The 25,888-nt window shown below is 66.5% G+C and carries 21 protein-coding genes and 1 pseudogene; 14 read left to right on the top strand and 8 right to left on the bottom strand.

Features of this window, described 5'->3' with window-relative positions; genetic code table 11:
- Window positions 1-36: 36 nt before the first annotated feature.
- Together AC3XQU_RS11190 and AC3XQU_RS11195 are read right to left on the bottom strand one after the other, a co-directional pair.
- A complete protein-coding gene (locus tag AC3XQU_RS11190) occupies window positions 37-2,673 on the bottom strand; it encodes a TonB-dependent receptor (protein ID WP_489874241.1) in 2,637 nt (878 codons plus the stop codon).
- Window positions 2,674-2,922: 249 nt separating this feature from the next.
- Window positions 2,923-4,305 (bottom strand): HD-GYP domain-containing protein, encoded by a 1,383-nt coding sequence (locus AC3XQU_RS11195; RefSeq protein WP_489874242.1) that lies wholly within the window; start codon window positions 4,303-4,305, stop codon window positions 2,923-2,925.
- Between the two features lie 268 nt (window positions 4,306-4,573).
- On the opposite strand from AC3XQU_RS11195, the gene AC3XQU_RS11200 reads away from it, so the two are divergent.
- The gene (locus AC3XQU_RS11200; RefSeq protein WP_489874243.1) at window positions 4,574-6,160 is read left to right on the top strand and encodes an FAD-dependent oxidoreductase; all 1,587 of its coding nucleotides are present in this window, start codon (window positions 4,574-4,576) and stop codon (window positions 6,158-6,160) included.
- Window positions 6,161-6,257: 97 nt separating this feature from the next.
- Here AC3XQU_RS11200 and AC3XQU_RS11205 read toward each other — a convergent pair whose 3' ends face one another.
- The 3 genes and pseudogenes from AC3XQU_RS11205 to AC3XQU_RS11215 form a co-directional block, all read right to left on the bottom strand.
- On the bottom strand, window positions 6,258-7,196 hold the full coding sequence (locus AC3XQU_RS11205) for a hypothetical protein (RefSeq protein WP_489874244.1): 939 nt from the start codon (window positions 7,194-7,196) through the stop codon (window positions 6,258-6,260).
- A 132-nt stretch (window positions 7,197-7,328) separates the two neighbouring features.
- Window positions 7,329-8,480 carry a serine hydrolase domain-containing protein gene (locus AC3XQU_RS11210; protein WP_489874245.1) on the bottom strand — a complete coding sequence of 384 codons (1,152 nt, stop codon included), beginning with the start codon at window positions 8,478-8,480 and terminating at the stop codon, window positions 7,329-7,331.
- Between the two features lie 192 nt (window positions 8,481-8,672).
- A pseudogene (locus AC3XQU_RS11215) lies at window positions 8,673-9,624 on the bottom strand (IS1595 family transposase).
- 164 nt (window positions 9,625-9,788) lie between these two features.
- On the opposite strand from AC3XQU_RS11215, the gene AC3XQU_RS11220 reads away from it, so the two are divergent.
- Both AC3XQU_RS11220 and AC3XQU_RS11225 read left to right on the top strand, forming a co-directional pair.
- Window positions 9,789-10,775, top strand: a complete 987-nt coding sequence (locus AC3XQU_RS11220) for an LLM class flavin-dependent oxidoreductase (RefSeq protein ID WP_489874246.1) — start codon at window positions 9,789-9,791, stop codon at window positions 10,773-10,775.
- A gap of 82 nt (window positions 10,776-10,857) precedes the next feature.
- Complete coding sequence (locus AC3XQU_RS11225) at window positions 10,858-11,919, top strand: serine hydrolase domain-containing protein (RefSeq protein WP_489874247.1); 1,062 nt, start codon at window positions 10,858-10,860, stop codon at window positions 11,917-11,919.
- A gap of 43 nt (window positions 11,920-11,962) precedes the next feature.
- Here AC3XQU_RS11225 and AC3XQU_RS11230 read toward each other — a convergent pair whose 3' ends face one another.
- Window positions 11,963-14,734 carry a M16 family metallopeptidase gene (locus tag AC3XQU_RS11230; RefSeq protein ID WP_489874248.1) on the bottom strand — a complete coding sequence of 924 codons (2,772 nt, stop codon included), beginning with the start codon at window positions 14,732-14,734 and terminating at the stop codon, window positions 11,963-11,965.
- A 130-nt stretch (window positions 14,735-14,864) separates the two neighbouring features.
- Window positions 14,865-15,992 (bottom strand): PQQ-dependent sugar dehydrogenase, encoded by a 1,128-nt coding sequence (locus tag AC3XQU_RS11235; protein WP_489874249.1) that lies wholly within the window; start codon window positions 15,990-15,992, stop codon window positions 14,865-14,867.
- Between the two features lie 186 nt (window positions 15,993-16,178).
- Between AC3XQU_RS11235 and mepK the strand changes: the two genes are divergently transcribed.
- From mepK to AC3XQU_RS11285, 10 genes are all read left to right on the top strand, one after another.
- The gene (mepK, locus tag AC3XQU_RS11240; RefSeq protein ID WP_489874250.1) at window positions 16,179-16,718 is read left to right on the top strand and encodes a peptidoglycan L,D-endopeptidase MepK; all 540 of its coding nucleotides are present in this window, start codon (window positions 16,179-16,181) and stop codon (window positions 16,716-16,718) included.
- 49 nt (window positions 16,719-16,767) lie between these two features.
- Window positions 16,768-17,523, top strand: coding sequence for a hypothetical protein (locus AC3XQU_RS11245; protein WP_489874251.1), 756 nt, complete (start codon window positions 16,768-16,770; stop codon window positions 17,521-17,523).
- Window positions 17,520-17,822 (top strand): hypothetical protein, encoded by a 303-nt coding sequence (locus AC3XQU_RS11250; RefSeq protein ID WP_489874252.1) that lies wholly within the window; start codon window positions 17,520-17,522, stop codon window positions 17,820-17,822. Before AC3XQU_RS11245 ends, AC3XQU_RS11250 begins: the two co-directional genes overlap by 4 nt.
- Before the next feature lie 75 nt (window positions 17,823-17,897).
- Entirely contained in the window at window positions 17,898-19,202 is a 1,305-nt protein-coding gene (locus tag AC3XQU_RS11255) for a M20/M25/M40 family metallo-hydrolase (protein ID WP_489874253.1), read from the top strand.
- A 114-nt stretch (window positions 19,203-19,316) separates the two neighbouring features.
- Entirely contained in the window at window positions 19,317-20,783 is a 1,467-nt protein-coding gene (locus tag AC3XQU_RS11260; protein WP_489874254.1) for a PQQ-dependent sugar dehydrogenase, read from the top strand.
- Between the two features lie 27 nt (window positions 20,784-20,810).
- Window positions 20,811-21,254, top strand: coding sequence for a thioesterase family protein (locus tag AC3XQU_RS11265; RefSeq protein ID WP_489874255.1), 444 nt, complete (start codon window positions 20,811-20,813; stop codon window positions 21,252-21,254).
- A gap of 82 nt (window positions 21,255-21,336) precedes the next feature.
- Complete coding sequence (locus tag AC3XQU_RS11270; protein ID WP_489874256.1) at window positions 21,337-22,032, top strand: PEP-CTERM sorting domain-containing protein; 696 nt, start codon at window positions 21,337-21,339, stop codon at window positions 22,030-22,032.
- Window positions 22,033-22,150: 118 nt separating this feature from the next.
- Entirely contained in the window at window positions 22,151-22,756 is a 606-nt protein-coding gene (locus tag AC3XQU_RS11275) for an RNA polymerase sigma factor (RefSeq protein ID WP_489874257.1), read from the top strand.
- Window positions 22,757-22,767: 11 nt separating this feature from the next.
- On the top strand, window positions 22,768-23,253 hold the full coding sequence (locus AC3XQU_RS11280) for a hypothetical protein (protein ID WP_489874258.1): 486 nt from the start codon (window positions 22,768-22,770) through the stop codon (window positions 23,251-23,253).
- A 39-nt stretch (window positions 23,254-23,292) separates the two neighbouring features.
- Window positions 23,293-24,429, top strand: coding sequence for a hypothetical protein (locus AC3XQU_RS11285; protein WP_489874259.1), 1,137 nt, complete (start codon window positions 23,293-23,295; stop codon window positions 24,427-24,429).
- A gap of 58 nt (window positions 24,430-24,487) precedes the next feature.
- On the opposite strand, the gene AC3XQU_RS11290 is transcribed toward AC3XQU_RS11285, so the two are convergent.
- Window positions 24,488-24,979, bottom strand: a complete 492-nt coding sequence (locus tag AC3XQU_RS11290) for a DUF3016 domain-containing protein (protein WP_489874260.1) — start codon at window positions 24,977-24,979, stop codon at window positions 24,488-24,490.
- A 160-nt stretch (window positions 24,980-25,139) separates the two neighbouring features.
- Here AC3XQU_RS11290 and AC3XQU_RS11295 point away from each other — a divergent pair, with 160 nt between their 5' ends.
- The gene (locus tag AC3XQU_RS11295) at window positions 25,140-25,880 is read left to right on the top strand and encodes a DNA-formamidopyrimidine glycosylase family protein (protein ID WP_489874261.1); all 741 of its coding nucleotides are present in this window, start codon (window positions 25,140-25,142) and stop codon (window positions 25,878-25,880) included.
- The last annotated feature ends 8 nt before the right edge of the window (window positions 25,881-25,888 follow it).

The raw sequence follows: 25,888 nt of genomic DNA on the forward strand, positions 1-25,888 counted from the left end.
AGCCCGTTCCGGGGCGCCCGCCGTGGTGGGACCGGCTTACAGCTTGCCGCGGATGCCGACGTAGAAGGTGCGGCCGTTCGAGTAGAACGCGCGCGGGCGGTCCTCGTTCTCGGCATACATCTTGATCGTCTCGTTGGTCAGGTTCAGCGCATCGAAGGTCAGGGTCAGGCGCTCGGTGAGCTTGACGTTGAGCGAGGCCGCCAGCGAAGGCATGCTGTCCACGTGCTGGCTGGCGCCGCGGTCCACGCCGGCCTTGTACTTCGAGCGGTAGTTCCAGGCCAGGCGCGCCGAGAAGCGCTCGTTCTCGAAATAGCCCGTCACGTTCCAGGTGTTCTTCGAGGAGTTCAGCAGCTCGCCGCCGTCATCGAGCTCGCCGTCGGCGTGGGTGTAGTTCACCAGCGTGCCGAAATTGCCCCACAAGGGCTGCTGCCAGCTCAGTTCCATGCCCTTGTTGGTGCCGGTCGTGTTGAACGGCGAGGTGATCTGGTAGACCGCCTGGGCGCTGCGCTTGTTGTTGTAATAGGTGCCGGTCGAGGTGCCCTGGGCCACGATCGAGCGCAGGTCCATGTAGAAGAAGCCGGCCGAGAGCAGCGCCTTGGGCGCGTAGTACCACTCCATCCCGAGGTCGAAATTGGTCGAGCGCACCGGCTCCAGGTTGACGTTGCCGCCGCTGCCGCTCAGGGCGTCGTCGTTGAGCGAGACCGAGCCGCCCAGCGCGCTGTAGTCGGGACGCGCAATGGTCTTGGCCAGCGCGCTGCGCACCACCAGCTGCGGCGTCACCTCGTATTTCACGTTCACGCTCGGCAGATAGTCGCGGTAGCTGCGCTTGAAGGTGGTCGGGGTGTAGGGGCCGAAGGCCGAGCCCGTGATGGGGCTGGGGCCGCCAGGCAGGTTGACCACCGTGGTCTGGCGCGTCTCGACCGCGCGCAGGCCGATGTTGCCGCTCCAGTTGTCGCCGCCAAAGTCCGCCATCGCATACAGGGCCGCGGTCTTCTCGCCGACCTGGAATTCGTCCATCCAGTTGTGCCGCAGGGTGTAGTCGAGCAGGCGGTTGCCCGGCGCCGCGCCCCAGGCGCCCAGGGCGGCGCCGTCGTACTTGAAGTAGTTCGACGAGAGATTGCCGCCCAAATCGTTGGCGAAGTCGGACGGGTACATCTGGCCGCTCCAGGCCGGGCCCGGCGCCGTGAAGCCGTTCGGGCCGGGGCGGGTTTCCAGCGGGTGTTCGGCCGTGCGATGGTGGTCGGTCCAGCGCGCGCCGAAGCGAATCGCCTGCAGGCTGGAATCGCGCACCCGCCATTCGCCATCGAGCTGCGCGTATTTTTCCTGGTCCACCGATTGCGCTTCGCCGCCGCCGGCCCAGGCCGTGGTACCCGGCGACGTCGTGTTCCCGCCCGGGTAGCTCACCGAAGCCGGCGACAGGCCGTTCAGGGCGTACACCATGCCGCCGTCCACGTTGTTCTGGTAGAAGACGTCGTCGCGGTCCCAGCCCACGCCATGGGTTTTACCGAGCTTGCCGGAGACGGTGAGCTGGTCGCTCACGCGCATCTTGCCGTTGAAGTCGAGGTACCAGGACTCGCCGCCGGCGTCGGGGCGGTAGATGTTGTCGACCTCGCCCGCATTGCGGGTGAAGGCCGCCGCCACCAGGGTGTTGTTGCGCACCACCGGGTTTTGCGGGATCAGGTTCAGGCTGTTGATCGAATTGGCGGGCGCCGCCAGCCAGTTGGTGTTCAGGTGCGGCGCTTCCAGTTTCGAATAGAAGCCGTTCAGGTCGAGCGAGAGCCCCTGCATTGGACGCACCTCGATGTCGAAGGCGCCCCCTTGGCGCTTCTTGGTCTGCTCGAACAGGCTGGCGCCGATGAAAGTCGGGATGGCCACGCCCGCCAGCGCCGGGTTGGCGATCGCTGCGGCGCTGGTAGCGCTGATCGGCGTATAGCCGAGGATCTCCTGGCCGTCGCGGCGCACGGTGGCCTTTTCCGAAAACGCCTGCACCAGCACGCCGGCGGTATTGGCGGCGTTCTTCCAGCTCACCAGTCCCGACAGATGCGGCTGCGCCTTGTCGGACAAGTCGTTGTAGTTGGCCTGGACCGAACCTTCCACCGTCAGCTGCTGGCGGAAGTCGAGCGGGCGGCGGGTGATCACATTGATGGCGCCGGAGACGCCGCCTTCGACCAAGTCGGCGGTCGGGCTTTTCTGCACCACGATCGACCCCACCAGCTCGGAAGGCAGGAGCGAAAAGCTGCTGGAGCGGCCGACATTGCCGCCGATCTGGTTCAGCAGGAACCAGTCGCCGGTGCTGATCGCGTGGCCGTTGAACAGGGTCTGCTGCAGGCTCGGGCTGGTGCCGCGCAGGCTGACCCGGTCGTTCTCGCCGAAGCCGCCTTCGCCGCCGGCCGAGGACTGGGTGTTCACGCCGGGCAGGCGCTGGATCGCGTCGGCCACGTTCTTGTCGGGCATCTTGCCGATGTCTTCGGCCGTGACCACTTCGACGAAGGCATCGGCATTGCGCTTCTGGCGCAGCGACTGCTCGAGCGCGGCGCGCACGCCGGTCACCACCACGGTCTGCGGCTCCACCGCTTCCTGGGCGGCTGCCTGCGGGGCCAAGCCCATGATGACGCCCGCTACTGCCGCCGCGATCGCGGTGCGCTTGTACTGCCCTGCCTTCATCTCGTTCATGTTGTCTCCCAAAATCAGGTTGGTGGTTCGGCGACGGGCCGGAACCGCTTCACTTCAGCCTTCGGCCGTGCCTGGACGTTCGGCGTCTCTCGTGTGAAGGCATTGTGTCGTCATCGTTTGGGCGATGTTTGTCAAATCTTGCTATGACAAGAAGATTTCATGCAACAGGCGGGGTGCAGGCAGGCTGCGGGGAGATGCGGGCAAGGCGGGCGCCTTGCCGCTGCGGGAGGGGTGCGGGCTGAGGCGCCGTCAGGCGGCGTCCGCCATCGGCAGGCGCGCCATCGCCTTCTTCAGCGCGGCGAAGCAGTCCGCGTCGAGCGCGCTGCCGACGGTCTTTTCCATCATCTCCAGCGCCTGCGGCACGGGAATCGCGCCGCGGTAGGGGCGCTCGGCGGTGATGGCGTCGAAGATGTCGGCGGTGGTGATGATGCGGGTCTCGATGCCGATCTCCTCGCCGCTCAGGCCGCGCGGATAGCCGGTGCCATCGAGGCGCTCGTGGTGCGCGCCCGCGATCCGGGCCAGGCCCGCGAACGCGTGGATGCGGCCGAGGATCGTTTCGGTGTACTGCGCATGCTGGCGCACCGCGTCCCATTCGTCGCGGTCGAGCGAGCCTGCCTTGTCCAGCACGCTGTTGCTCACGCCCAGCTTGCCGACGTCGTGCAGCAGCGCGCCGCGCTTGAGCCAGCGGCGCTGCTGCGCGCCCATGCCGAGTTCTTCCGCGATCAGGTCGGTGTACAGCGCCACGCGCGCACTGTGGCCGCTGGTATAGGGGCTCTTGGCGTCGACCACCTGGCCGAAGGCAGTAGCGATGTCGTCGAGGTAGTCGTCGTCCAGCGGCACTTCGCGGCCGGCCGGCTCCAGCGCGAACACGGCCTGGTCGATGTCTTTCGATGCCAGCATGTCCCAGAAGGCCGGGGCGGCGGCTACCTGCTCGAAGGCCGCCGCCAGGCGCGGGTCGAACCAGCTGCCGGCGCGTTTGCGTACTTCCTTCATGGCGCTGTCGCGTCCCGACGAGGTGTTGAACACGTCGATCACCTGGGCCAGCAGCGCGATGCGCGCATACACCGGGATGGCCTCGCCGGCCAGGCCCGCGGGCTTGCCCTTGCCGTTGAAATGCTCGTCGAGCGAATAGATGCCGGCCGCAACCCCTTCGGAAAAGCGCAGCAGGCGCGCGATCTCGGCGCCGCGCTGGCAGCGGGTGGCGATCAGGCCTTGCGCGATGGTAGGGCCGTCGCGCAGGATGGTCATCACGCTGCGGAAGCGCTCGGCCAGGCCGGCCTTCAGGCCGGTATGGGACAGCACGAAGGAGAGCACCTGCGGCAGGCTGTCGCCCACCAGCTTGAAGTCGCGCTTGAAATTCCGGTCGTCGGTGAGATACAGCTCGCAGATGCGCGCCGCGTTGCTGCTGCAGCCCAGGTCCTTGAGCAGCAGGGTGTAATACAGCTCCCACAGTTCTTCACGCGGCAGGCCGATGGCCTGGCCGATGTGCATGCCGATCCAGCAGGAGCGCACGCAATGGCCGTCCGGCTGGCCCTCGGTGATATCGAGCGCGTAGCTCAAGGCGCCGATGAGTTCGGAAAGCTTCATGGCGCTGGGCGGAAACGCCTGGACTGGGCCGGTGGCTTTATTCATCGTTATAGTTCCTGTGGGTAATATCAGTTAATTCTACGCCACAAAATCCTTGTCAAACCATCCTGTCGTCAATTTCGACAATACTGGTGCTAGCTTGCCACAAACTCCCCGCCCGGAACGCGCCGCTGCCGAGGCGATCGGGCCTGGGCATCGTGCTACGGGCTTTCCCGACGCCCGGTAGACTGTGGCCGAGGACTGAGCGGCCGCCCGCGGCCCGTCCTGCCTTCCCGCGCCGGCGCCCGGCGCCCTGCACAGAAAGGATGACGACATGGCTGCTACGACGAATGGCGCTTCGGTCTCGCTCTGGCTCGACACCGCCGACCTGCCTTCCGCTCCTCCCCTGTCCGGCGAACTCGATACCGAGGTCTGCATCATCGGCGCCGGCATCGCCGGCTTGACTACCGCCTACCTGCTGGCCAAGGAGGGGCGCTGCGTGGCGGTGATCGACGCCCTCGGCATCGGCGCCGGCGAGACCGGCCGCACCACGGCCCACCTGTTTCCGCCCGACGAGTGGTATGCCACCATCGAAGACAAGTTCGGCGCCGGCAATGCCCGGCTGGTGGCCGACAGCCATGCGCGCGCAATCACGCTGGTGGAGGCCATCGTGGCCGAAGAACACATCGACTGCGGATTCGAGCGCCTCGACGGCTACTTGTACGCCCTGCCCGGCAACGGCCTGCGCGATCTCGAGAAAGAGTACGCCTGCGCCAAACGCGCCGGCGTGGCCGTCGAGCTGTTGCCGGGCGTGCCCGGCCTGCCCTTCGATTCCGGCCCCGCCGTGCGCTTCTTGCGCCAGGCCCAGTTCCATCCGCTGAACTACCTGGCCGGCCTGGCGCGCGCCATCGAGCGCCTGGGCGGCAGCATCCATGGCGCCACCCACGCGCGCCGGGTGCGCGGCGACCAGCAGCAGCAAACCGTCAGCACCGACCGCGGCGACATCCGCGCCCGCGCCGTGGTGCTGGCCACGCACACGCCCTTCAACGACCGCGTGGTGATGCACACCAAGCAGGCCGGCTACCGCACCTATGTGGTGGGACTGCAGGTAGCACGCGGCGCGCTGCCGCGCATCCTGCTGTGGGATACGGGCGACCCGTATTACTACGTGCGGCTGGAGTCGCCGGCTGGCGCGGAGCACGATATCCTGGTGGTCGGCGGGGCCGACCACAAGACCGGCCAGGACGACCATCCCGAACACCGCTACGACGAGATCGAACGCTGGGCGCGCGAGCACTTCCCGCAGGCGCAGGCGGTCGCCTACCGCTGGTCGGGCGAGGTGATGGAACCGTCCGACGGCCTGCCCTACCTCGGCCGCAATCCGATGGACGACGACAACGTCTACCTGATCACGGGCGACTCGGGCAACGGCATGACCCATTGCACCATCGGCGCCATGCTGATCACCGACCTGATCGGCGGGCGCGAGAATCCCTGGCAGGCCCTGTACGACCCGGCGCGCAAACCCGTGCACGGGCTGGCCGATTTCGCCTCGGAGCAGGCCAACACGCTGGCGCGCTATGGCGAATGGCTGACCGGGGGCGACGTCGATTCGGTGCAGGAAATCGCGGCCGGCGAAGGCGCGGTGGTGCGCGACGGCCTGCGCAAGATCGCCGTCTACCGCGACGCCCAGGGCGGGCTGCACGCGGTGTCGGCCAAGTGCACCCACATGGGCTGCGCCGTACACTGGAATTCGGCCGAACGCTCCTGGGACTGCCCCTGCCACGCCTCGCGCTTCGACATCGAGGGCAAGGTGCTGCATGGACCGGCGCCCGAGCCGCTCGAGAAGATCGAACTGGCCGAAGGCAGCCCGCTTCCCCGTTCGCCGCGTCCCGGCATGCGGGGACGCAATGCCCGCTGAGGGCGCGCCGGCCCTGTAAACGAGGACACCAGCCCGCAGGCTGGTGTCGGGCGCGGCCACCTGGCCGCGCAGGGGGATAACCGAGCGTGCTGGCGTGTCAGTAGCCGCGGCCGGTGCCGCCGGTGGTACCGGTCGTACCCGTGGTCCCGGTCGTACCGGTGGTGCCAGTCGTGCCGGTGGTGCCAGTCGTGCCGGACGTACCTGAAGTTCCCGAACTACCCGTGGTTCCGGTCGTGCCGGTCGTACCCGACGTGCCCGAGGTACCGCTGGTGCCAGTGGTGCCGCTACGGCCGGTGGCATCCATCGTGCCCGTCGAACCGCTGGTGCCCATCGAACCGGTAGTGCCGGTGGTGCCCATGGTGCCGGTAGCGCCCGTGGTGCCGGTCGTACCGGTAGCGCCGCTGGTGCCCATCGAGCCCGAGGAACCGCTGGTGCCCATCGTGCCGGTGGTACCGGTGGTGCCGGTGGTGCCGGTGGTGCCGGTCGTGCCGGTAGCGCCGCTGGTGCCCATCGAGCCCGAGGAACCGCTGGTGCCCATCGAGCCGCTGGCGCCCGACGAACCGCTGGTGCTGGAACGGGTTGGCGGCTCGCTCGAGGCGCCGGTGCTGGTGCGGCCGGCTTCGACGCCCATGCTGCCCGATTCGGTCTGGCCGCTGGAGCCGGTTGCGCCCATCGAGCCGGTGCTGCCGCTCGAGCTGCTTGCAGCGCCGGTGTCGCCGCTGGTGGCGCCGCTCATGCTCGAGCCGCTGGTGCTGCCGGTGCTACTGGCGCCGTGCGCAGCGTTATGGTGCTTGCCCTTCTTGCTCTGTTTCTTGTCCTGCTTCTGCGAGCTGCCCGTGGCGCTGGCCGAGGAGCTGCCGCTGCTTTGATCGTTCATGCTGCCGCTCTGGCTGGTGCCGGCGGTGGTGCCGGTGCTCGAGGTCGTGCCGGACTGGCCGGCAGTGCTGCTCGATTGTGCATGGACGGTAGTGGCGCCGAACATGGCAGCGGCAACGGAAGCACCCAGCAGGCCTTTCAGTAGCTTATTCATCTTCATGTCGATCTCCTAAAATTGTGTTCGGACGAAATGCTGAACAATATCAATGAGATATTGCATAGGTCTCGAAGTGTAGGGATGCACGACACAGGCAGGCGCACGGTAGCCTGCTGGAAAAATAAGCAAGTCCGGTCAGTTGCGGATCGCGGCAATGGCAGGGGCCGCCACGCGCACGGCCTGGGCCGACAGCGTGCCGAGCTGGGTGTACAGCGCCAGCACATTGCTTTTGTCGTCAGGGTAGACCCGGTTGGACAGGAAGACGTAGAAGCTGCGCGACTGCGGATCGATCCACAGGATGCAGCCGGTAAAACCCGTATGCCCGTAGGAGCCGACCGGGAACAGCGTGCCGCGCGGCCGCTGGGCATAGGGCGAATCGATGTCCATGCCCAGGCCGCGCAAGACCAGGCCGGGCGGAGACTGCGCGGTGGTGAGCAGGCGCACGCTCTCGTTCGACAGCACGCGCACGCCGTCCAGTTCCCCGCTGCCCAGCAGCATGCGGGCAAAGCGCGCCACGTCGCGCGCGGTGGAAAACACGCCGGCCGAACCGGCCACGCCGCCCATGCGCCGCACGGTGGGGTCATGCGCGGCGCCCTGCAGCATCTGGCCGGGGGCCAGGTCGCCATGCAGGGCCGCATTGCCGTCAAGCGGCGCGCGCTGGGTCGGCGCGATCCGCCCCGCAGGCATGCGCGCCAGCGGCAGGTAGCCGGTATCTTTCATGCCCAGCGGCATGAAGATGCGCTGCTGCGCGAACTGGTCAAGCGGCATGCCGGCGACGCGCTCCACCAGCCGGCCGAGCAGGATGTAATTGATGTCCGAGTAGCGGAAGAAGCTGCCCGGCGCATGCGTCACCAGCTGGGCGCAGGCCAGGGCATGCGCGGCATCCCCGCCCTGCCAGCTCGGCTTGGCCGGCAGGCCCGCAGGCAGCCCGGAAGCATGCGCCAGCAGATGGCGCACGGTGATGGCCTCCTTGCCGCCGTTCGCGCATTCGGGAAAATAGCGCGCCAGCGGCGCGTCGAGCGCGAGCTTGCCGTCCTGGGCCAGGATCAGCACCGAGGGCGCGGTCGAGAGCACCTTGCTCAGGGATGCTGCATCGAACACCGTATCGGTTGTTACCGGCGTGGCATCGGGCTCATAGGTATAGCGTCCAAAGCCCTTTTCGTGCACCCTGCCCGCGCGTTCCAGATGGAAGACGGCACCCGGCAGTTTGCGATCGGCGATATGGCCGAGGATGGCGCGATCGAGCTCCGCCAGCGGTCCCGCGTCGAACCCCGTTTCAGCAGGCACGGCGGCGCCTCCCATGCCCGGCAGCTGCGCGCAACCGGTGGCGAACAGAACGGCGCAACAGGCGGCGAGGATGGTCGTGCGGCTGCATGGCAAACTCAGGAATCTGGACATTGGCAGGAGTAAAGTATAGGGACTGCGCGACCGATCATAAGGACGTGTTCGTCTTTGGTCAATCTTTAGGCGCTGTGCCCGTTACGTGTGGAAGATGCCCAGCGCCGCTCGGAGCAGCTGCTCGGGCGAAGCAATGCGTTCGCCGTCGAGCGCCCAGCGCCAGCCCAGGTAATTGGTCAGGTAGTGCGAGGCGACACCGCAAAAACGCGCAAGCCACTGTCGGAAGCGCTGGTGATAGCCATTCACGTTCTGCACGTGAACTGCGCCGCGCACCCGCTCACCAAGGCGCAGATTGACGATAGCGTGCGCGATGCCTGCTTCGCGCGCAAAAGCCCGGTAGGCAGGATGCCCGTCAGTCACGAGCAGCACATCCTTGTCGAGCCTGGGGCCGAGATGGCGGTGTAGCTGCCGCTTGGTGACGGCGGCCCGGCCGGTGATGAAATCGAGGGTTCGGCCGGTGCGGTCGCGCGCGACCAGAATGCAGACGTGTTCATGGGTAATGCCGCGTATGGAGGCGACTGCGCCGCGCCGCCGGGCTGGCCGGTCCAGCTGTCGCGAGCCCTTTTGCGACTCGAGTAAAAACATCTCGTCGGCTTCGGCAATCCCGGAGAGGCGCTCGACCCGGTCGTGCTGCGTGAGCGCGAGAAAACGGTGGCGCCAGCGAAAGCTGGTGTTGCGGTGCACATTGGCCGCCTTGGCAGCTGCGCGGACGCTTGGTCTCAAGCATCTGTGAGAGGAAGTCGAGCCATTTGGCGCGATGGCGCAGGCGCGACAGCGGTGTGCCGCTCAAAGCGCTGAAGGTACTGCGGCAGGCGCGGCAGCGGTAGCGCTGGATCCCGCGGTCCATGCCGTGCCGGCAAGGGTGCTCGGCCTGGCAGGAAGGGCAACAGGGCCTGGGTTTGGCCTGCGTGATGGCCGCGCAGACGCGCTCGAATCCGATTGCCGGACGCAAGGCGTCCAGCAGCTGCCCTCGCTGCCGCGGCGTCAGCGAAGACAGTTTCCTCAGCAACCTGGTAAAACCTGCTCCGTTCATGCCCCACCGGGTGATCGATCGGATCATCGTTGGACTGCGCCGGAGCTCGACAGTTCAATTTCTACAGTTTGCGGTGACAGCGCCATCTTTACAGAACATCAAGCCGATACTGGCGTTCTGGGCCATCGCGCACGCGAAAAAGCGCGTCAAGGTATCATCATTGGATGATTCCATTCTCGATACTCGACCTCTCGCCGATCGCAGAAGGCAGCGATGCGGCAACATCTTTCCACCGTTCACTAGACCTCGCCCAGCACGGCGAGCGCTGGGGCTACAACCGCTTCTGGCTGGCCGAACACCATGGCATGCCGGGCATCGCCAGTGCCGCCACTGCGGTGCTGATCGGGCATGTCGCGGCCGGCACCTCGACCATCCGGGTCGGCGCCGGCGGCATCATGCTGCCCAACCATTCGCCGCTCGTGATTGCCGAACAATTCGGCACGCTCGCATCCCTCTTCCCGGGACGCATCGACCTGGGCCTGGGCCGCGCGCCGGGTTCGGACCACGTCACCGCACGCGCCCTGCGCCGCAACCTGGCGTCCGACGCCGACGCCTTCCCGCAGGACGTCGTCGAGCTGATGGATTACTTTGCCGACTCGCCACGCCGCCAGGTACGTGCGGTGCCGGGCGCGGGCCTGGACGTGCCGGTCTGGATCCTCGGCTCGAGCCTGTTCGGCGCCCAGCTGGCTGCCGCGCTCGGCCTGCCGTTTGCCTTCGCCTCGCATTTCGCCCCGCAGATGATGATGCAGGCGATCGAGATCTACCGCTCGACCTTCCGCCCGTCGGCCCAGCTCGACAAACCCTACGTCATGCTCGGCTTTAACGTGTTCGCCGCGGACACCGATGCCGAGGCTCAAGTGCTGGCGACCTCGATGCAGCAGGCCTTCGTCAACCTGCGCAGCGGCCGCCCGAGCAAGCTGCAGCCGCCCGTGCCGGGCTACCTGGAGAGCCTGGGCACGGCCGAGCGCATGATGCTCGACAGTGTCTTGTCGTGCACCGCGATCGGGGCGCCGGACACCGTGGAAGCCCAGCTGCGCACTTTCATTGCACGCACCGGGGCCGACGAGCTGATGATCACCTCGCAGGTGTTCGACCACGCGGCGCGCCTGCGCGCCTACGAGATCACGGCCGAGATCCAGCGCAAGGGCTGAGCGGCGCGCACGCCATTCGCAGCGTCCGCCGTTCCGGGAAAGCGGCAGCTACAATGCAACTGCCATTTTCCCGGGAGTCCCCATGCGTATCCGTTTTTCCCTGCTCGCCCCCGCCGTCTTCGCGTTCGCCCTGTCCGGCTGCGCCGTCATCGACAAGGTCACCACCGGGCCCCTGATCGAACGCCACCTGCCGAAGCAGTACAGCGGCGTGGCCGCCGTGCGCAAGGATGCCCGCTCGACCCTGGTCACGCACGCCAGCGGCCTGGCCCTGCGCGAGGAAGCCCAGGCCAATACCAAGGACACGCGCTTCATGATCGGCTCGATCACCAAGTGGATCAGCGCCGTCGCCGTGCTGCGCCTGGCCGACATGGGCAAGCTCGACCTGGACGCGCCGATCGCACGCCACCTGCCGGAACTGCCGGCCCCAAATGGGGCGGTCACGCTGCGCCAGTTGATGTCGAACCGGAGCGGCATCCCGAACGGCCTGTCCGAGGCGCTGAAAAAAGACAAGGCGATCGAGAACCTCGAGATCGGCCCGGTCGAAGCGGCCCTGCGTTTCGGCGCGGGCCAGACCGGCGCCGCCGGATCGGCCTACGATTACTCGGTGACGAACTGGGTGCTGGTCGGCGCCGTCGTGGAACGCGCTACCAAAAAAACATTTACCGAAGTGGTGGAAGAACTGGTGCTGGCCCCGGCCGGCGTGCGCGACACCAGCTTTGGCGCCACCGGCTACGAAGACGCGGTCGGCATGGCGGTGGCCTATACCGCCGCCGGCGTGCGCAAGGTCCCGGCCGCGCCGCCGATGGTGGCGGCCAGCGGCACCCTGTACAGCACAGCGCGCGACCTGGTGGCGCTGGCCGACAGCGTCTATTTCACCAAGCTGCTGTCGGACAAGGCGCGGCGCGAATTGTCCACCGTGCAGGTGGCGTCCGAAGACTATGCGCTGGGCGGCCGCGTAAAAAACCTCGCCACGAAAAAAGGCGCCCGTTCCCTTACGTGGGTAACGGGCGCCTTTGGCGGCTACAAGACCTTGCTGGCCTACGATCCGCTTGACGGGCGTGCGGTGGTGCTGCTCAATAACACCGACATGCCGCAGCCGGAGCAGGCGAAGATTGCGACGGCCTTGTTCCAGGACCTGGATTGATCGAGGTCGGTAACGTGGGCGGCATCGCCCACGTCATGCCTCCTTATTTAACAGGATTCCCATCCACGTCGATCTTGCGCACTTCGCCGATGTTCAGCGAGCGGATGCCCGATTCGATCTTGCCCAGGTCACCCACCACGACCCAGACCAGGCGGTCCGGCGTGTAGCTGCGGGCAGCCAGCGCGTTGGCTTGCTGCGGCGTGAGCGACAGCGCCTTCTCGGTGAAGGTGTTGTAGTAGTCATCCCCCAGGCCGTACTGCACGATGTTGGTGTAGGCGCTCGTCAGCTGGCTGGCGGTCTCGAAGCTGCCCGGCAGGCCCAGCGTGTTGTTGTCCAGCGCCGCTTTCAGCTCCTCGGCCGTGATCGGCTTGCCGCCGGCGATGTTGCGGTATTCCAGCACGAGTTCCTGCATCGCTTCGCGGGTCTTGTCGGTCTGCACCGGCGAGACGCTCATGAACGGACGCTGGCCGATGGCCGGCGACAGCTGGCTCGACACGCCGTACGACCAGTGCTTGTCTTCACGCAGGTTCATGTTGATGCGCGAGCTGAAGGTACCGCCGAAGACGTCGTTGACGATTTCCAGCGGCAGCGACTCCGGGCTGTTGCGCGGCGGGGCCAGTTGGGCGCCGACGATCACGCTTTGCAGCGCGCCCGGACGGTCGACCAGGTAGACCACGCTTTTCTCCTGGGGCGCCACGGTGGCCAGCACCTTCTTCGGCACCTCGCCCGCCTTCCAACCCGCGAACGATTTCTCGAGCAGCGGCTTGATCTCGGCCAGCGTGGTGTCGCCCACCACCAGCAGGGTCGCGTTGTTCGGCTTGAACCAGGTGGCGTGGTACCTGGCCAGGTCCTCGCGGGTCATGCGCTTGACCGCTTCCTCGGTGCCGGTGCCGGTAAACGGCTTGGCATACACATGCTCCTTGCCATACAACAGGTTCGGCAGCACGCGCAGCGCCATCAGCTGCGGCACGGTTTTCTCGCGCTGGATGGCGGCCAGGCGGTCTTTCTGCAGGCGGGTGAACTCGTTCTGCGGGAAGGCCGGATTCAGCACCAGGTCCGAGTACACGGCGAGCGATTGCGGCAGCGTGGCCTTGAGCGTGTTCATGGTGACGAAGGCGCTATCGAGGTTGGTGCCGGCGCCGAACTGCGCGCCCAGGCCCGCGAACTCTTCGCCGATTTCCAGCGACTTGCGGGTCTTGGTGCCTTCTTCGAGCATGCGCAGCGCCAGGCTGGCCACGCCCGGCTTGTCCGCCGCGTCCGATGCGTAGCCGCTGTCGACCAGCAGTTGGAAGTTCACCACCGGTGCATCGTGGCGCTCGGCCAGCACGACCTTCAGGCCGTTCGACAGCGTCGTCTTCTGCATGTCCGGCAGCTTGAGCGACATCGGCTTGCCCAGTGCCGGTTCCTTGCTGCGGTCCGCGGCGGCGCCGGCCACCAGGGTGGTCGGGTAAGGGTCGACCTGCAGCACGAAGTCGCCGTCGCTGAGCCAGTCGTTCATGGCCTTTTTCACGGTCGCCGGGGTGGCGGCCTTGATGCGCTCCAGGTAGACCTTGTAGCAGTCCGGGTTGCCGGTATAGGTGGTGCAGGAGGCCAGCAAGTCGCTCTTGCCGCCGAAGCCGCCGACGCGCTCGATCATGCGGGTGTACTGGGCCAGGATGGTGGTCTTGGCCAGGCGCAGTTCGGACTCAAGCGGGCCGTTCTTCATCAGCGCGCGCAGTTCTTCGTCCGCCGCGCGTTCCATCTTCGCCACGTCGGCGCCGGGGCGCGCGGTCAGGGTCAGGTCGAACTGGCCGCCGATTTCGGCCGCGTCGTCGCTGGCGGTCGCGCTGGTGGCCAGCTGGTCCTTGTACACCAGGCGCTTGTACAGGCGCGAGGTCTTGCCGCCGCCCAGCACCAGCGCAGCCAGGTCGAGCTGCGCTTCTTCCGGCGTGTGCGCGCCCGGGACGTTCCAGGTGCGGTAGATGCGCGATTGCGGCACGCGGTCCTGCACGGTGGTGCGATGGCTGCCGGTGCGCTTGGCGATCCAGGCTTCATGCTTGGCCAGCGGCGGGCCTGGAGGAATATGGCCGTAATACTGCTCGACCTTCTGGCGCGCCACTTCCGGCGTGATGTCGCCGGACAGCACCAGCACCGTGTTGTTCGGGCCGTAGTTGGTCTTGAACCAGTCCTGCACGTCCGTCATCGAGGCCGCGTCCAGGTCTTCCATCTTGCCGATCACGGTCCACGAATATGGGTGGCCGACCGGATAGGTGTTGGTCACCAGCAGTTCGTAGGCCACGCCGTAGGGCTGGTTCTCGCGCTGGCGCTTCTCGTTCTGCACCACGCCGCGCTGCAGGTCGAGCTTCTTCTTGTCGACGGTGCCCAGCAGGTGGCCCATGCGGTCGCTCTCGGCGAACAGCGCATAGTCCAGCATCGAGGTCGGCACGTTCTGGAAGTAGTTGGTGCGGTCCTGGTTGGTGGTGCCGTTCAGGTCCGTCGCGCCGATCCCTTCCATCGCATTCAGGTAGGTCTTCTTGAAGTTGTCGCTGCCGCTGAACATCAGGTGTTCGAACAGGTGGGCGAAGCCGGTCTTGCCGACCTTTTCGTTCTTCGAGCCGACGTGGTACCAGGTGTTGATCGCCACCACCGGGGTCTTGTGGTCTTCGTGCACCAGCACCGTCAGGCCGTTCTTGAGGACGAACTTGGTGTACGGGACGTTGGGGATCGGGATGTCGGGCGTGGTCGCCTGCTTGGCGGGCGCAGCATGCGCCGCGGAGATGCTGGTCACCAGCGCCAGCGCTGCGGCCAGCTTGAGATTGCGAACGGATACTGCCATGCTGCTCCTCCTGTGGGTCATCCGGGTCGGATGGAAAGAGCATTCTAGGCAGCTTTTCTCCTTGCAACAATCAATTGCGCATGGATTCGGGGAATCCATGCGCAACGCATTGCCGCCGGACGTGGCGGGCTTATTTCGGAACGATGCGCAACAGGCTGCCGCGGGTCTCGTCCGTCAGCGCATACAGCTGCCCGTCCGGTCCCTGGCGCACGTCGCGCACGCGCTTGCCGATGGCGAGCTTTTCCTGGCGCGTGACCTTGCCTTGGGCATCGAGCGCCACGCGGCGGATGTCCTGGCCGGCCAGGCTGCCGCTGAACAGGCTGCCGCGCCAGGCCGGGAAGGCCTTGCCGGTGTAATAGGCCAGGCCCGACGGCGCGGGCGAAGGCGACCAGACCACGATCGGCTGCACCATGCCCGGCACGGTCCGGGTGCCGATCGGCTCGCGGCTGCTGTAGTCCAGGCCATAGCTTTGCAACGGCCAGCCGTAGTTCTTGCCGGCTTCGACCAGGTTGATCTCGTCGCCGCCGCGCGGGCCATGTTCGCTGGCCCAGACGCGGCCGCTTTGCGGGTCGAGCGCCATGCCCTGGATATTGCGGTGGCCGATGCTCCACAGTTCCGGCAGCGCGCCTGGCTGGCCGGCCAGCGGGTTGCCCGCGGCGGCCTTGCCCTCGGCGGTCAGGTGCAGGATGGCGCCGTTGTGGCTGCCCAGGTTCTGCGCCTGGTCGCGCGCCAGCATGTTGCCGATGCGCTGGGGCGGGTTGCCGCCGTCGCCGATGCTCATCAACAGGGTCCCGTCCTTCAGGAAGACGATGCGCGAGCCGAAGTGCTGGCCGCCGCTCTTGGCGGGCGAGGCGGTGAAGATGGTCTTGATGCCATGCACGCGCTTGCCGTCGAACACGCCCTGCACCAGCACCGTGCGGTTCTCGTCCTGGGTGCCGCTGGCCATGGTCATGTAGATGCGCGGATTCGGGCCCTTGTCGGCCGGGTGCACGGCGATGTCGAGCAGGCCGCCCTGGCCGCCGGTGAACAGCGCCGGCAGGCCTTCCACCGCGACCTCTTCGACGCGCTTGCCGTTCACCAGGTGCAGCGTGCCCTTCTTGCCGGTGACGAGCATGCGGCCGTCCGCCAGCCAGGCCATGCCCCAGGGCTGGGGCAGGCCGTCGGCCACGGTTTCGGTGCGCCAGCCCTGGGCTGCGGGCGGCTCGTCCACCGGCGTTACCGCCTGTGCTGCGGCATGACCGGCTAGCGAAGTGAGCAAGGCGGCAATGGAAAGTAGACCCTTCGCCGGGATTCGTTGATAACTCGTCATCGAAAATCTCTCAAAGTTGATGAAAACATCAAGATCGTAGCCTAAAAGCCGCATTTATCCAGACCTTATCGGCAGATTTAACAAAACTGGCGTAAAATTGACCTTTGAGCGCAACCACCATAAGGATCCAATCCGATGATGCCACGCCGAGCTTTCCTGAAGTCCTCCCTCATCCTTGCAGCACCCACTCTCAGCATCCCAGCACTTGCCAAAACAGCACAAGCCGCCCCTGGCGAGCGTACGCTGCGCCTGTACAACACGCACACCGGCGAAAAGCTGACCAGCGTGTTCTGGGCTGAAGGCCAGTTCATCCCGGATGCAATGAAGGACATCAACAAGGTGCTGCGCGACCATCGCAACAACAAGGTTGCCGAGATGGATCCGGAACTGATGCTGCTCCTGACTGCCGTGAACGAGAAAATGGGCAACAACAAGGAATTGCACATCATTTCGGGCTACCGCTCGCCGGAGTCGAACGCCAAGCTGCATTCCGCCAGCGGTGGCGTGGCCAAGCGCAGCCTGCACATGGAAGCGAAAGCCATCGACATCCGCATCCCGGGCAAGGACCTGAAGATGCTGCAGCGTGCGGCATTGTCGATCGGTGGCGGCGGCGTCGGCTACTATCCCGACTCGCAATTCGTCCACATGGACACCGGCCGCGTCCGCTCCTGGTAAGCCGATGACGCGGCGAATTTTCCGCGTTGTCCCGGGGCTGGCGCTTGTTGTGGCCGCCCTCGCTGCTTTCCCGGCCCTCGCTGCCGGGCAGGCCGCCACCGTCACGGTGCAATCCACCCGTGATCCGGTCGATAAATCCTATAGAAAAATGATCAAGGGCATGGAGCGCTTCGAGCGCGAGCATGCCCTGGCCCCAAACGCGCCTCTGCGCTTCCAGTTGCTGCCGCGCCTGCCCACCGTCAACATGAGCGGCATCACCCTGCGCGTGGCCGGCGACAGCGTCAGCGTCCCGGTGGCGGTTGCGTCCGACAACAGCTTCGTGCTGCCGCGCGTCGATGCCGCGCTGCGCGAAGACGCCGCCGTGCTCGCCAACCGCAAGACCACCAGCATGACCTGGCGCGCCCTCGTCGTGACTCCCGGCTTGCCTGCGGGCACGCGGCGCCTGGGCGACATGCGCCTGGAATGCCGGGTCGGCGTCGAAGCCGGGCTGGTATCGAACAGCTCGCCGCTGTTCGCCTGGGTCGCCAATGCCTTGAGCTCGCCCGACCAGGTCTGCGGCAGCCCCGACGGCAATTACCTGTTCTTTGCCGACCGCCCCGTGTTCGCGGTCACCTTGCGCGCGGGCGAGCGCGTCGAAACCCTGCCCTTCAAGATGATGTACGCCGGCGGCGAGCAGACCAGGACCGATTTGCAATACTGCGACTGCCAGGTGATGCTCGACCGTACCTTCTACGCACCGATCTGGGATGCGTCCTGGCCGAACGATACGCTGGTCGAGTTCACCTATATGGAAGACGCGCCATGAAGCTGCCAGCCTCCGTCCTGGGCGCCATCCTGCTGGCCGCCTGTGCCAGCTCTCCCGTGCCGCCCGGCGCACAAGTCTCGACCGAAAGGCTGCAGCAAACCGTCGTGCCGGGCACGACGACCAAGGTGCAATTGCTGGCGGCCTTTGGGCCGACCAAGAGCGTCGTCTTCGACAGCGGCTTCGAGACCTGGGTCTACCAGTCGCCCTCGGGCGGCGGACGGTTTACCGAGTACGTCGTGCTCATCAATCCGCAGGGCGTCGTCACCAAAGCCCGCACCGGCGCGACCATCCTGCCCTGAGCGGGTTGAACGGCCTGCCCCAGCGGGCGCATCCGTAGTAGAGTTGGGCATTCTTCATTGCAACGGATGCCCGACATGCCACGCCAGCTTGCCTCCTCCTTGTTACTGACCGCCCTGCTCTGCAGCACCGCCGCGGCCCAGGGCCTGTCCCCGCTTGAACAGCGCATTGCCGGCGAGGTCAAGGCATGGCAGCCCCAGGCGATCGAGCTGCTCGAGCGTAGCGCGCGCATCAACAGCGGCACCATGAACTTGCCGGGCGTGCGCGCCGTGGGCGAGGTGTTCCGCCAGGAACTCGACGCGCTCGGCTTCAAGACCGCGTGGGTCGAGATGCCGCGCGAGATGGGCCGCGCCGGCCACCTGGTCGCCAACCGCACCGGCGCCGCGGCCAAGGGCAAGCGCCTGCTGCTGCTCGGCCACCTCGACACCGTCTTCGAACTGGACGCGCCCGGCCCGCTGTGGCAGCGCGAAGGCATGCGCGCGCGCGGCCAGGGCGTGGGCGACATGAAAGGCGGCAATGTGATCGTGATCGCCGCCCTGCGTGCGCTGCAACGTGCGGGCGCGCTCGACAACACCGACATCAGCGTGGTCTTCACTGGCGACGAGGAAAATGCCGGTCAGCCGAGAGAGGTATCGCGGCGCGACCTGGTCGAACTGGCCAGGCGCAGCGACGTCGCACTCAGTTTCGAAGGAGCGATGACCGATGCAAGCGGCCAGGCGATGGCGACTGTAGGGCGCCGCGCCACCGCCACCTTCGATCTCGACGTCAAGGGCCGCCAGGGCCATTCGCAAGGCGTGTTCGGCAATGGCGGCTACGGCGCCGTGTACGAAGCTGCGCGCATCCTCGACGGCTTTCGCCAGGCCGTGGTCGAGCCGGGCCTGACCTTCAATCCGGGCGTGATCCTGGGCGGCACCGACGTCGTCATCGACGAAGCCAATTCGAAAGGCACGGCCGCAGGCAAGACCAATGTCATCGCCAATACGGTCACCGTGCGCGGCGACCTGCGCTACCTCGACTACGCGCAGCGCGACCGCGCCCAGGCCCGCATGCGCGGGATCGTCGCGCAAAGCCTGCCGGGCGCCAGCGCCACCATTACCTTCCACGATTCCTATCCGCCGATGGCGGTCACGCCCGGCAACCTGGCGCTGCTGGCGCAGTATTCCCAGGCCAGCCTGGATGCCGGCCTGGGCACGGTCGGCGCGGTGCCGCCCTCCGCGCGCGGCGCTGGCGACATCCAGTTCGTCGCGCCCCTCATCGACAGCCTGGATGGCCTCGGCGCCAGCGGCAGCGGCGCGCATGCGCCGGGCGAAACGGTCAACCTGGAGTCGCTGGAAACCTCGGCCATCCGTGCTGCGCTGCTGATCCATCGCCTGACGCGCTAGGCCGGCCCGGCAAGGGCGTCGCGCCGCAGCCACGCTGATCTGCGGTGCGCGCGTGCGCCTGCCTTCGCTGGCAGAATGGGTTCGACGATGTGATGTGGCTCCCCTGGAGGCAACATGCTGAGCGAACACCTGCGGATGCTTTTGCGGATCGTGCTGCTGTCACTGCTGGCCTTTCTGCCGGCCTGCGGCGGCGGTGGCGGCAGTCCCGGCGCGCCCGGCCCCACCCCGCCGCCCGCGGCCACCACCGGCACGCTCGCCCTCGCTACCACCGGCCTGCCGGCGGGCGTGAACGCCTCGGTGCGCATCACCGGCCCCAACAATTTCCAGCAAGACCTCACCGGCTCGCAAACCCTGCCCAACCTCGCAACCGGCAGCTATAGCGTGGCCGCGGCGCCGGTCACGTCCGGCGGCGTCACCTACACGCCCACGCCCGCCACCCAGAGCGCGGTCGTCACTGCGGGCGGCACCGTCACCGCCAGCGTCGCCTATGGCAGCGCCGCCGTCAGCATCGCCCTGAGCGAAGTGGTGTCCAATCTCGAAAACCCGACCTGGCTGACCGCCCCCAGCGGCGACACGCGCCTGTTCGTGCTCGAGCGGCCCGGGCGCGTGCGCATCGTCCAGAACGGTAGCTTAGTGGCCACGCCCTTCCTCGACATCAGCGGCCGCGTCTTGACCAGCGGCGAAGGCGGCCTGCTGTCGCTGGCCTTCGACCCGGCCTTCAGCCGCAACGGTTACCTCTATCTGTATTACACCGACCTGCAGCAGAACATCGTCATCGAGCGCTACACCGCCGGCAGCAATCCCAACCTGGCAGACCCGACCTCCAACCTCGTGATCCTGCGCATCCCGCACCCGAACTTCACCAACCATTTCGGCGGCCAGGTCGCCTTCGGGCCGGACGGTTTCCTCTACCTCGGCACCGGGGACGGCGGTGGCGCGGGCGACCCGCAACGCAACGGGCAGAACTTCAATTCGCTGCTGGGCAAGCTGCTGCGCATCGACGTGGCGGCCGCCACCGCGGCCCAGCCCTACACCATCCCGCCCGGCAATCCGTATATCAACCAGGCCGGGCGCCGCGGCGAAATCTGGGCCGCCGGCCTGCGCAATCCCTGGCGCTTCAGCTTCGATGGCAGCCAGCTCTACCTCAGCGACGTTGGCCAGGACCGGCGTGAGGAAGTCAACATCGGCCCTGCCAGCGCCGGCGGACTGAACTACGGCTGGAACATCATGGAAGGCACGCTGTGCTACAACGCCGCCACCTGCGACCGTACCGGCTTGACACTGCCCGTGTTCGAGTACGACCACGGCGCCAACGAAGTCAACGGCTGCTCGATCACCGGCGGCTTCGTCTACCGCGGCAGCGCCCTGCCCGAGCTGGCCGGGCGCTATTTTTACTCGGACTATTGCCGCGGCTTCCTGAAGAGTTTCTTGGCAACGGGCGGCAATATCACCGAACAGCGCGACTGGAACATCACCGGCATCGGCAACGTCATTTCATTCGGCCAGGATGGCGTGGGCGAGCTGTACCTGACGACCGCGCGCGGCAGCGTCTACCGCATCGTGCGCGCCGCCGCGCCGTGAATGACCGGCTGAGGTTAAAATTGAAATATGGCACGCTTACAACTAAACTTCCCCGAAGACCAGTTCTGCTACTCCACCCCGATGTCGGTGCGGGTCACCGACATCAATGCCGCCAACCACCTCGGCAACGACTCGATGATCTCCATGATCTCCGAGGCGCGGGCACGCTTCCTGTTCGAGTTCGGCATCGGCGAGACCGAGCGCGACGGCACCGGCATCATCGTCACCGACCTGGCCACCACCTACCGCGCCGAAGCCCACGCCCGCGACCAGCTGCTGTTCGAGGTCGGCGTCATGGACTTCAACAAATACGGCGGCGACATCATTTTCCGCATCAGCCGTCCGCGCGACCGCAAGCTGATCGCCATGGCCAAGTCCGGATTCGTGTTTTTCAACTACAAGTCCAGCCAGGTCGTGGCCATGCCGGACGAGTTCCGCGGAAAGTTCGATCGGGTGAACTGGGTAGACTAGGCTACCCACCGCGGCTAGACAAAAAAGCAATGTCGTGTTGCAATAGTCGATCGTGTTCACTTCACCATCGACGGCTATCTCCATGCACTTCCTTGCCAAGCTCTGCTTTACCGGCCTTGCCTGCCTGTTTCCTTTCGCCGCCCAGGCCGAGTTGATCACCTACCGCTATGCGGCCACGATCAATGGGGTCGGGATGTCCGATGGCGACCTGGCGGAGCTTCCTTTCCGCTCCGGCGACGTCCTCATCGGCAGCTTCGCCTACGATACGGCAGCGCTGCTCAAGCCAACCCAGCCGGACTCCTACCCCAGCTTCCGCTCGGCGGTCTACGAGATGTCCTTGCCCGCCTTCATGAATTACCTGGTCGAGCGGACCGGCTACAGCTTCGCCTCCTCGCCGCTTGCCGATCTTCAGGGTTTCTCCCAAGTATGGGATTCCTACGATGGGCAAGTCATGTCCGACCAGTTCGAGCTGCTCATGTGGGACACGGATGCGCACTACGACCGCAGCATGCATCTGCGTTTCCTGCTCCCTGCCACCACCTTCCAGGAGACGGCGATGCCGCCCCTCGTCGACCCGGCGAATGTGGAGATTGCTTCCATGTATGGCAACTTCCTTCGGAAAGACGGCTCCGGATATATGTATTACTTCGCCGATGTGACCTCGCTCGAACAGGTGGCCACCGATGTACCGGAGCCCGCCTCCCTGCTGCTGCTGGCTGCTGGCGCCACCGGCCTGCTCGCCTCGCGCCGCCGCAGGGGCGTCGCTGCCATCGGCTAGCATCCCCTGCCGGCCGCGCTCGCGGCCGGCTTCCCCGGCGTCCCGCGCCGACGCATCCTTCACCGCTTTCGAAAAAAAGTTGGAACTTTTCCGCCTCCCGGGCGGAATACGGTGAAAGATGACGACCATGACCACGCCACCCGCACCCACCGCCGACGACGCCGACCTGCTGCGCCAGACCCACGCCGGCCGCGCCGAGGCCTTCACGGCGCTGTACCGGCGTCACCAGGGTCCCTTGTTCCGCTATGCGCTGATGCGCTGCGGCTCCAGCGACACGGCAGCCGACGTGGTGCAGGAAGCCTTCATGGGCCTGCTCACCAAGCGCTTCGGTTTCGACCCGCTGCGCGGCCAGCTCCAGCACTTCCTGTTCGGCGTGGCGCGCAACCTGATCCTGAAGCTGGAAGAAGCGCGCCGGCGCCAGGTGGCGCTGCCGGATCCCGACGAGGACGGCGACTATGAGCTCGACCTCGCCTGCGAAGGCGCCGGGCCGCTGGCCCGCCTGCTGGGCAACGAGACGGCCGAGGAAGTGCGGCGCGCGCTGGGACTGCTGCCGGCGCATTACCGCGACGTGGTCATCCTGTACGAACTGCACGACCTGTCCTACCTGGAGATCGCCACGGTCTGCCAGGTCGATATCGGCACCGTCCGCTCGCGCCTCTCGCGTGGCCGGGCGGCCCTGGCCAAGCGCCTCCAGGCGCATGCGCCCGGCTGCCTCGTGAATTGATGGAGTAAACGATGGACACCCAAGACAATCCGGACACCCTCGCCCCCTGCTTCGCGGCCCTGCGCAGCGAACTGGCCGGCCTCGATGCGCCGCGCTGCGTCGAAAAGGAATTGATGCAGGCCTTCACCCGCCAGTTCGCGCCGCCAAAGCGCTGGTACCACGCCTTGACCCTGCCGCAATGGGGCATGGCCGGCGCACTGTGCTCGCTGACGGCGGTGGCCATGCTGCTGGCGCTGTCGCCGCACCAGGCCGTGAGCGTGAGCGGCCAGCCGCTGGTCAGCATCGACAAGGGCGGCGCCTTCGTGGCCCTCGATACGCTCGAGCGCATCGAATCCGAACCCGATGCCCAGCTGGTCGAGGCCGAGCTGCCGCGCACCGAACTGGCCTCGCTCGGCGTCGCGGTCGATCCCGGCAATGCGCTCGATACCGTGCGCGCCGAAATGCTGGTCGCCGCCGACGGCCATCCGCTGGCCGTGCGGCTCAGTTCCACCCAGTAAGCGTCCAACCCCATCACAGTGACCCAGAAGAGGAAACCCATGACACCCACGAAGATCCTGATTGCAGCGCTGCTGGCCTGCGCCTTTGTTCCGGCCATGGCCAATGAAGCCGGCGCCGAAGCCACGGCCGCCCCGCAAGCCGAAGGCGCGCCCCGCACCGAGCGCATCGAACGCCGCATCGTCACCCGCAGCGGCGACGCCGTCCACGTGGAGATGGGCAACCTGGCCGAGCTGCGCGCCCTGGACGCCATGGGCGGCGCCACCGTCGTGCACATGCACGGCGCGAAGCTGGTGAAGAATGCCCCCTACAGCGCCGAGATGGTCTCCGAGCGCATCCAGACACTGGGCGACGGCAACCAGATCGTCAACAAGACCAGCACCATGAGCTACCGCGACAGCGCCGGCCGCACGCGCACCGAAGTGCGCAATGCCGAAGGCGAGGTGCGCAGCGTGACCATCGTCGATCCGGTCGAAGGCACCCGCACCATCCTGCGCCCGCGCGACAAGACCGCGATCCGGATCTCGGCGCCGGATGCGACTGTCGCCGCCGCCCGCGCGCATGCCCGCGCCGCCGCCGGCGAGGCCCGTATCGCCGCCGCCGAAGCGCGCGTGGCCGGCTCCGAAGCCCGGCTTGCCGCCCGCGCCGCCGCCCATGCCCGGCTCGAGGAACTGCGCAAGGAAGGCAAGCTGCCCGAGGGTGCGCACGAGCGCGTGATCGTCAAGCAGGTCGAACGCAGCGGCGCCGGCGAGCAGCGCGACGTCCAGATCCGCATCGCCCAGGTCGCCTCGCCCGCCATCGCGGCGCGGGTCGCCCCGATGATCGCCGGCGCCATGGACGAGCACAAGTGGACTGCCAAGGCGCAAACCAAAGACCTCGGCACCCGCGAATTCAACGGCGTGAAGGCCAACGGCAGCAGCCGCAGCTACGAAATCCCGGCCGGCGAGATCGGCAACCGCAACCCGATCGTGGTCAGCACCGAGACCTGGGTGTCGCCGGAACTGCAGGCGGTGGTTTACCAGAAGCGCACCGACCCGCGCGCGGGCGACGCAGTGCTGCGCCTGGAGAGCCTCAAGCGCGAGGAACCGGCGGCGGCGCTGTTCACGGTGCCGTCCGATTACACGGTGAAGGACCCGGTGGCCATGGCGAAAAGCCGCATCGAGAAGAAGTCGCAATAATCCGGACCATGAAAAACGGCGCTGTCAAAGCGCCGTTTTTCATTCCTGCAGGCAAAACTCAGCCCGGTTTCTTCTGCAAGATGGTCTTGTTGAACCACTCGTCGATCATGCGCTTTTCGTAGCGCAGGCTGTCGTGGTCCGAGAAACGGCTGCCGCGGTCGAGGTAAGACATGTCTTGCAGGCGCTCGCTGCCGCTGCCCACGACCTGGCCATTGCTGGTGAGCGTGTAGCGCAGCTCGATCATCGGCCAGTCAGCCATGCCCTTGAGCACGCGCAGCTCGCGGCCGGAACGCATATTCGGATATTCGCGGCCCGCCAGGTCGATCTCGGTGATGTCGACCGTCAGGTCCATGCCGGGCGGCAGGGTCTTGCCCAGCCTGGCGAAATGGTCGGCCAGGTCGCTCAGTACTTCCTTGCGCTCCCATGGCGCAAATGGCAGGTCCGCGAATTTATCGGACTCCACATAATTGACGGTCACGCCCGCCGAGGCGGCGCCGGCGCCCAGCGCGAGCAGGCCTGCCAGGGCCAGTTTGCCGATCGAGGTGTTCATCGCACTTCCTTTCATTGTCCGGACTATTCTCATAATTGAATATACGCCCTTTGCCCGGCTTTTCGAGGGGGGCGAGTGTCGAAGTTTTGTATCCAAATGTTAGGCCCCGCACACGGTATTTTGCGTACTCGTCCGACAATGGGGCAAAGGAGGCAACACCGTGCCCGAAGGACCCTCACTGTATATCCTGAAAGAGCTGGCCAAGGATTTCTCCGGCCAGCAGATCGTGCGCGCCGGCGGCAACGTGCGCGCCATCGACCCGGAGCGCCTGGTGGGCCAGACCATCACGGCCATCCACACCTGGGGCAAGCACTTCCTGATCGAGACGCCGGCAATCGTCCTGCGCGTGCACTTCCTGTTATTCGGCACCTACCGCATCAACGAGACGCGCGAAGGCAAGGTGCCGCGCCTGTCGATCGAGACCGCCAGCGGCGACGAGCTCAATTTCTACGCCTGCGCCATTCGCGAGATCGACCGCGAAACCTTCGACGCCTACGACTTCAGCGCCGACGTGATGTCCGAGACCTGGGATCCGAAGAAGGCGCGCAAGAAGCTGCGCGCCAACCCGGACATGCTGGCCTGCGACGCCCTGCTCGACCAGGACATCTTTTCCGGGGTCGGCAATATCATCAAGAACGAAGTGCTGTTCCGCATCCGGGTGCATCCGCTGTCCACCATGGGCGCCCTGCCCGCCCCGAAACTGCGCGCCCTGGTCGACGAAGCCCGCCAATACAGTTTCGACTTCCTTGAATGGAAGCGCCAGTACGTGCTCAAGCAGCACTGGCTGGCGCATGCCAAGAAGATCTGCCCGCGCTGCGACATCCCCTACCTCAAGGCCAACCTGGGCCGCTCCAACCGCCGCAGCTTCTACTGCGAACGCTGCCAGAAACGCTACGATTAACGCCTGCT

This window comes from Telluria sp. AZSoR62 (assembly GCF_058111565.1).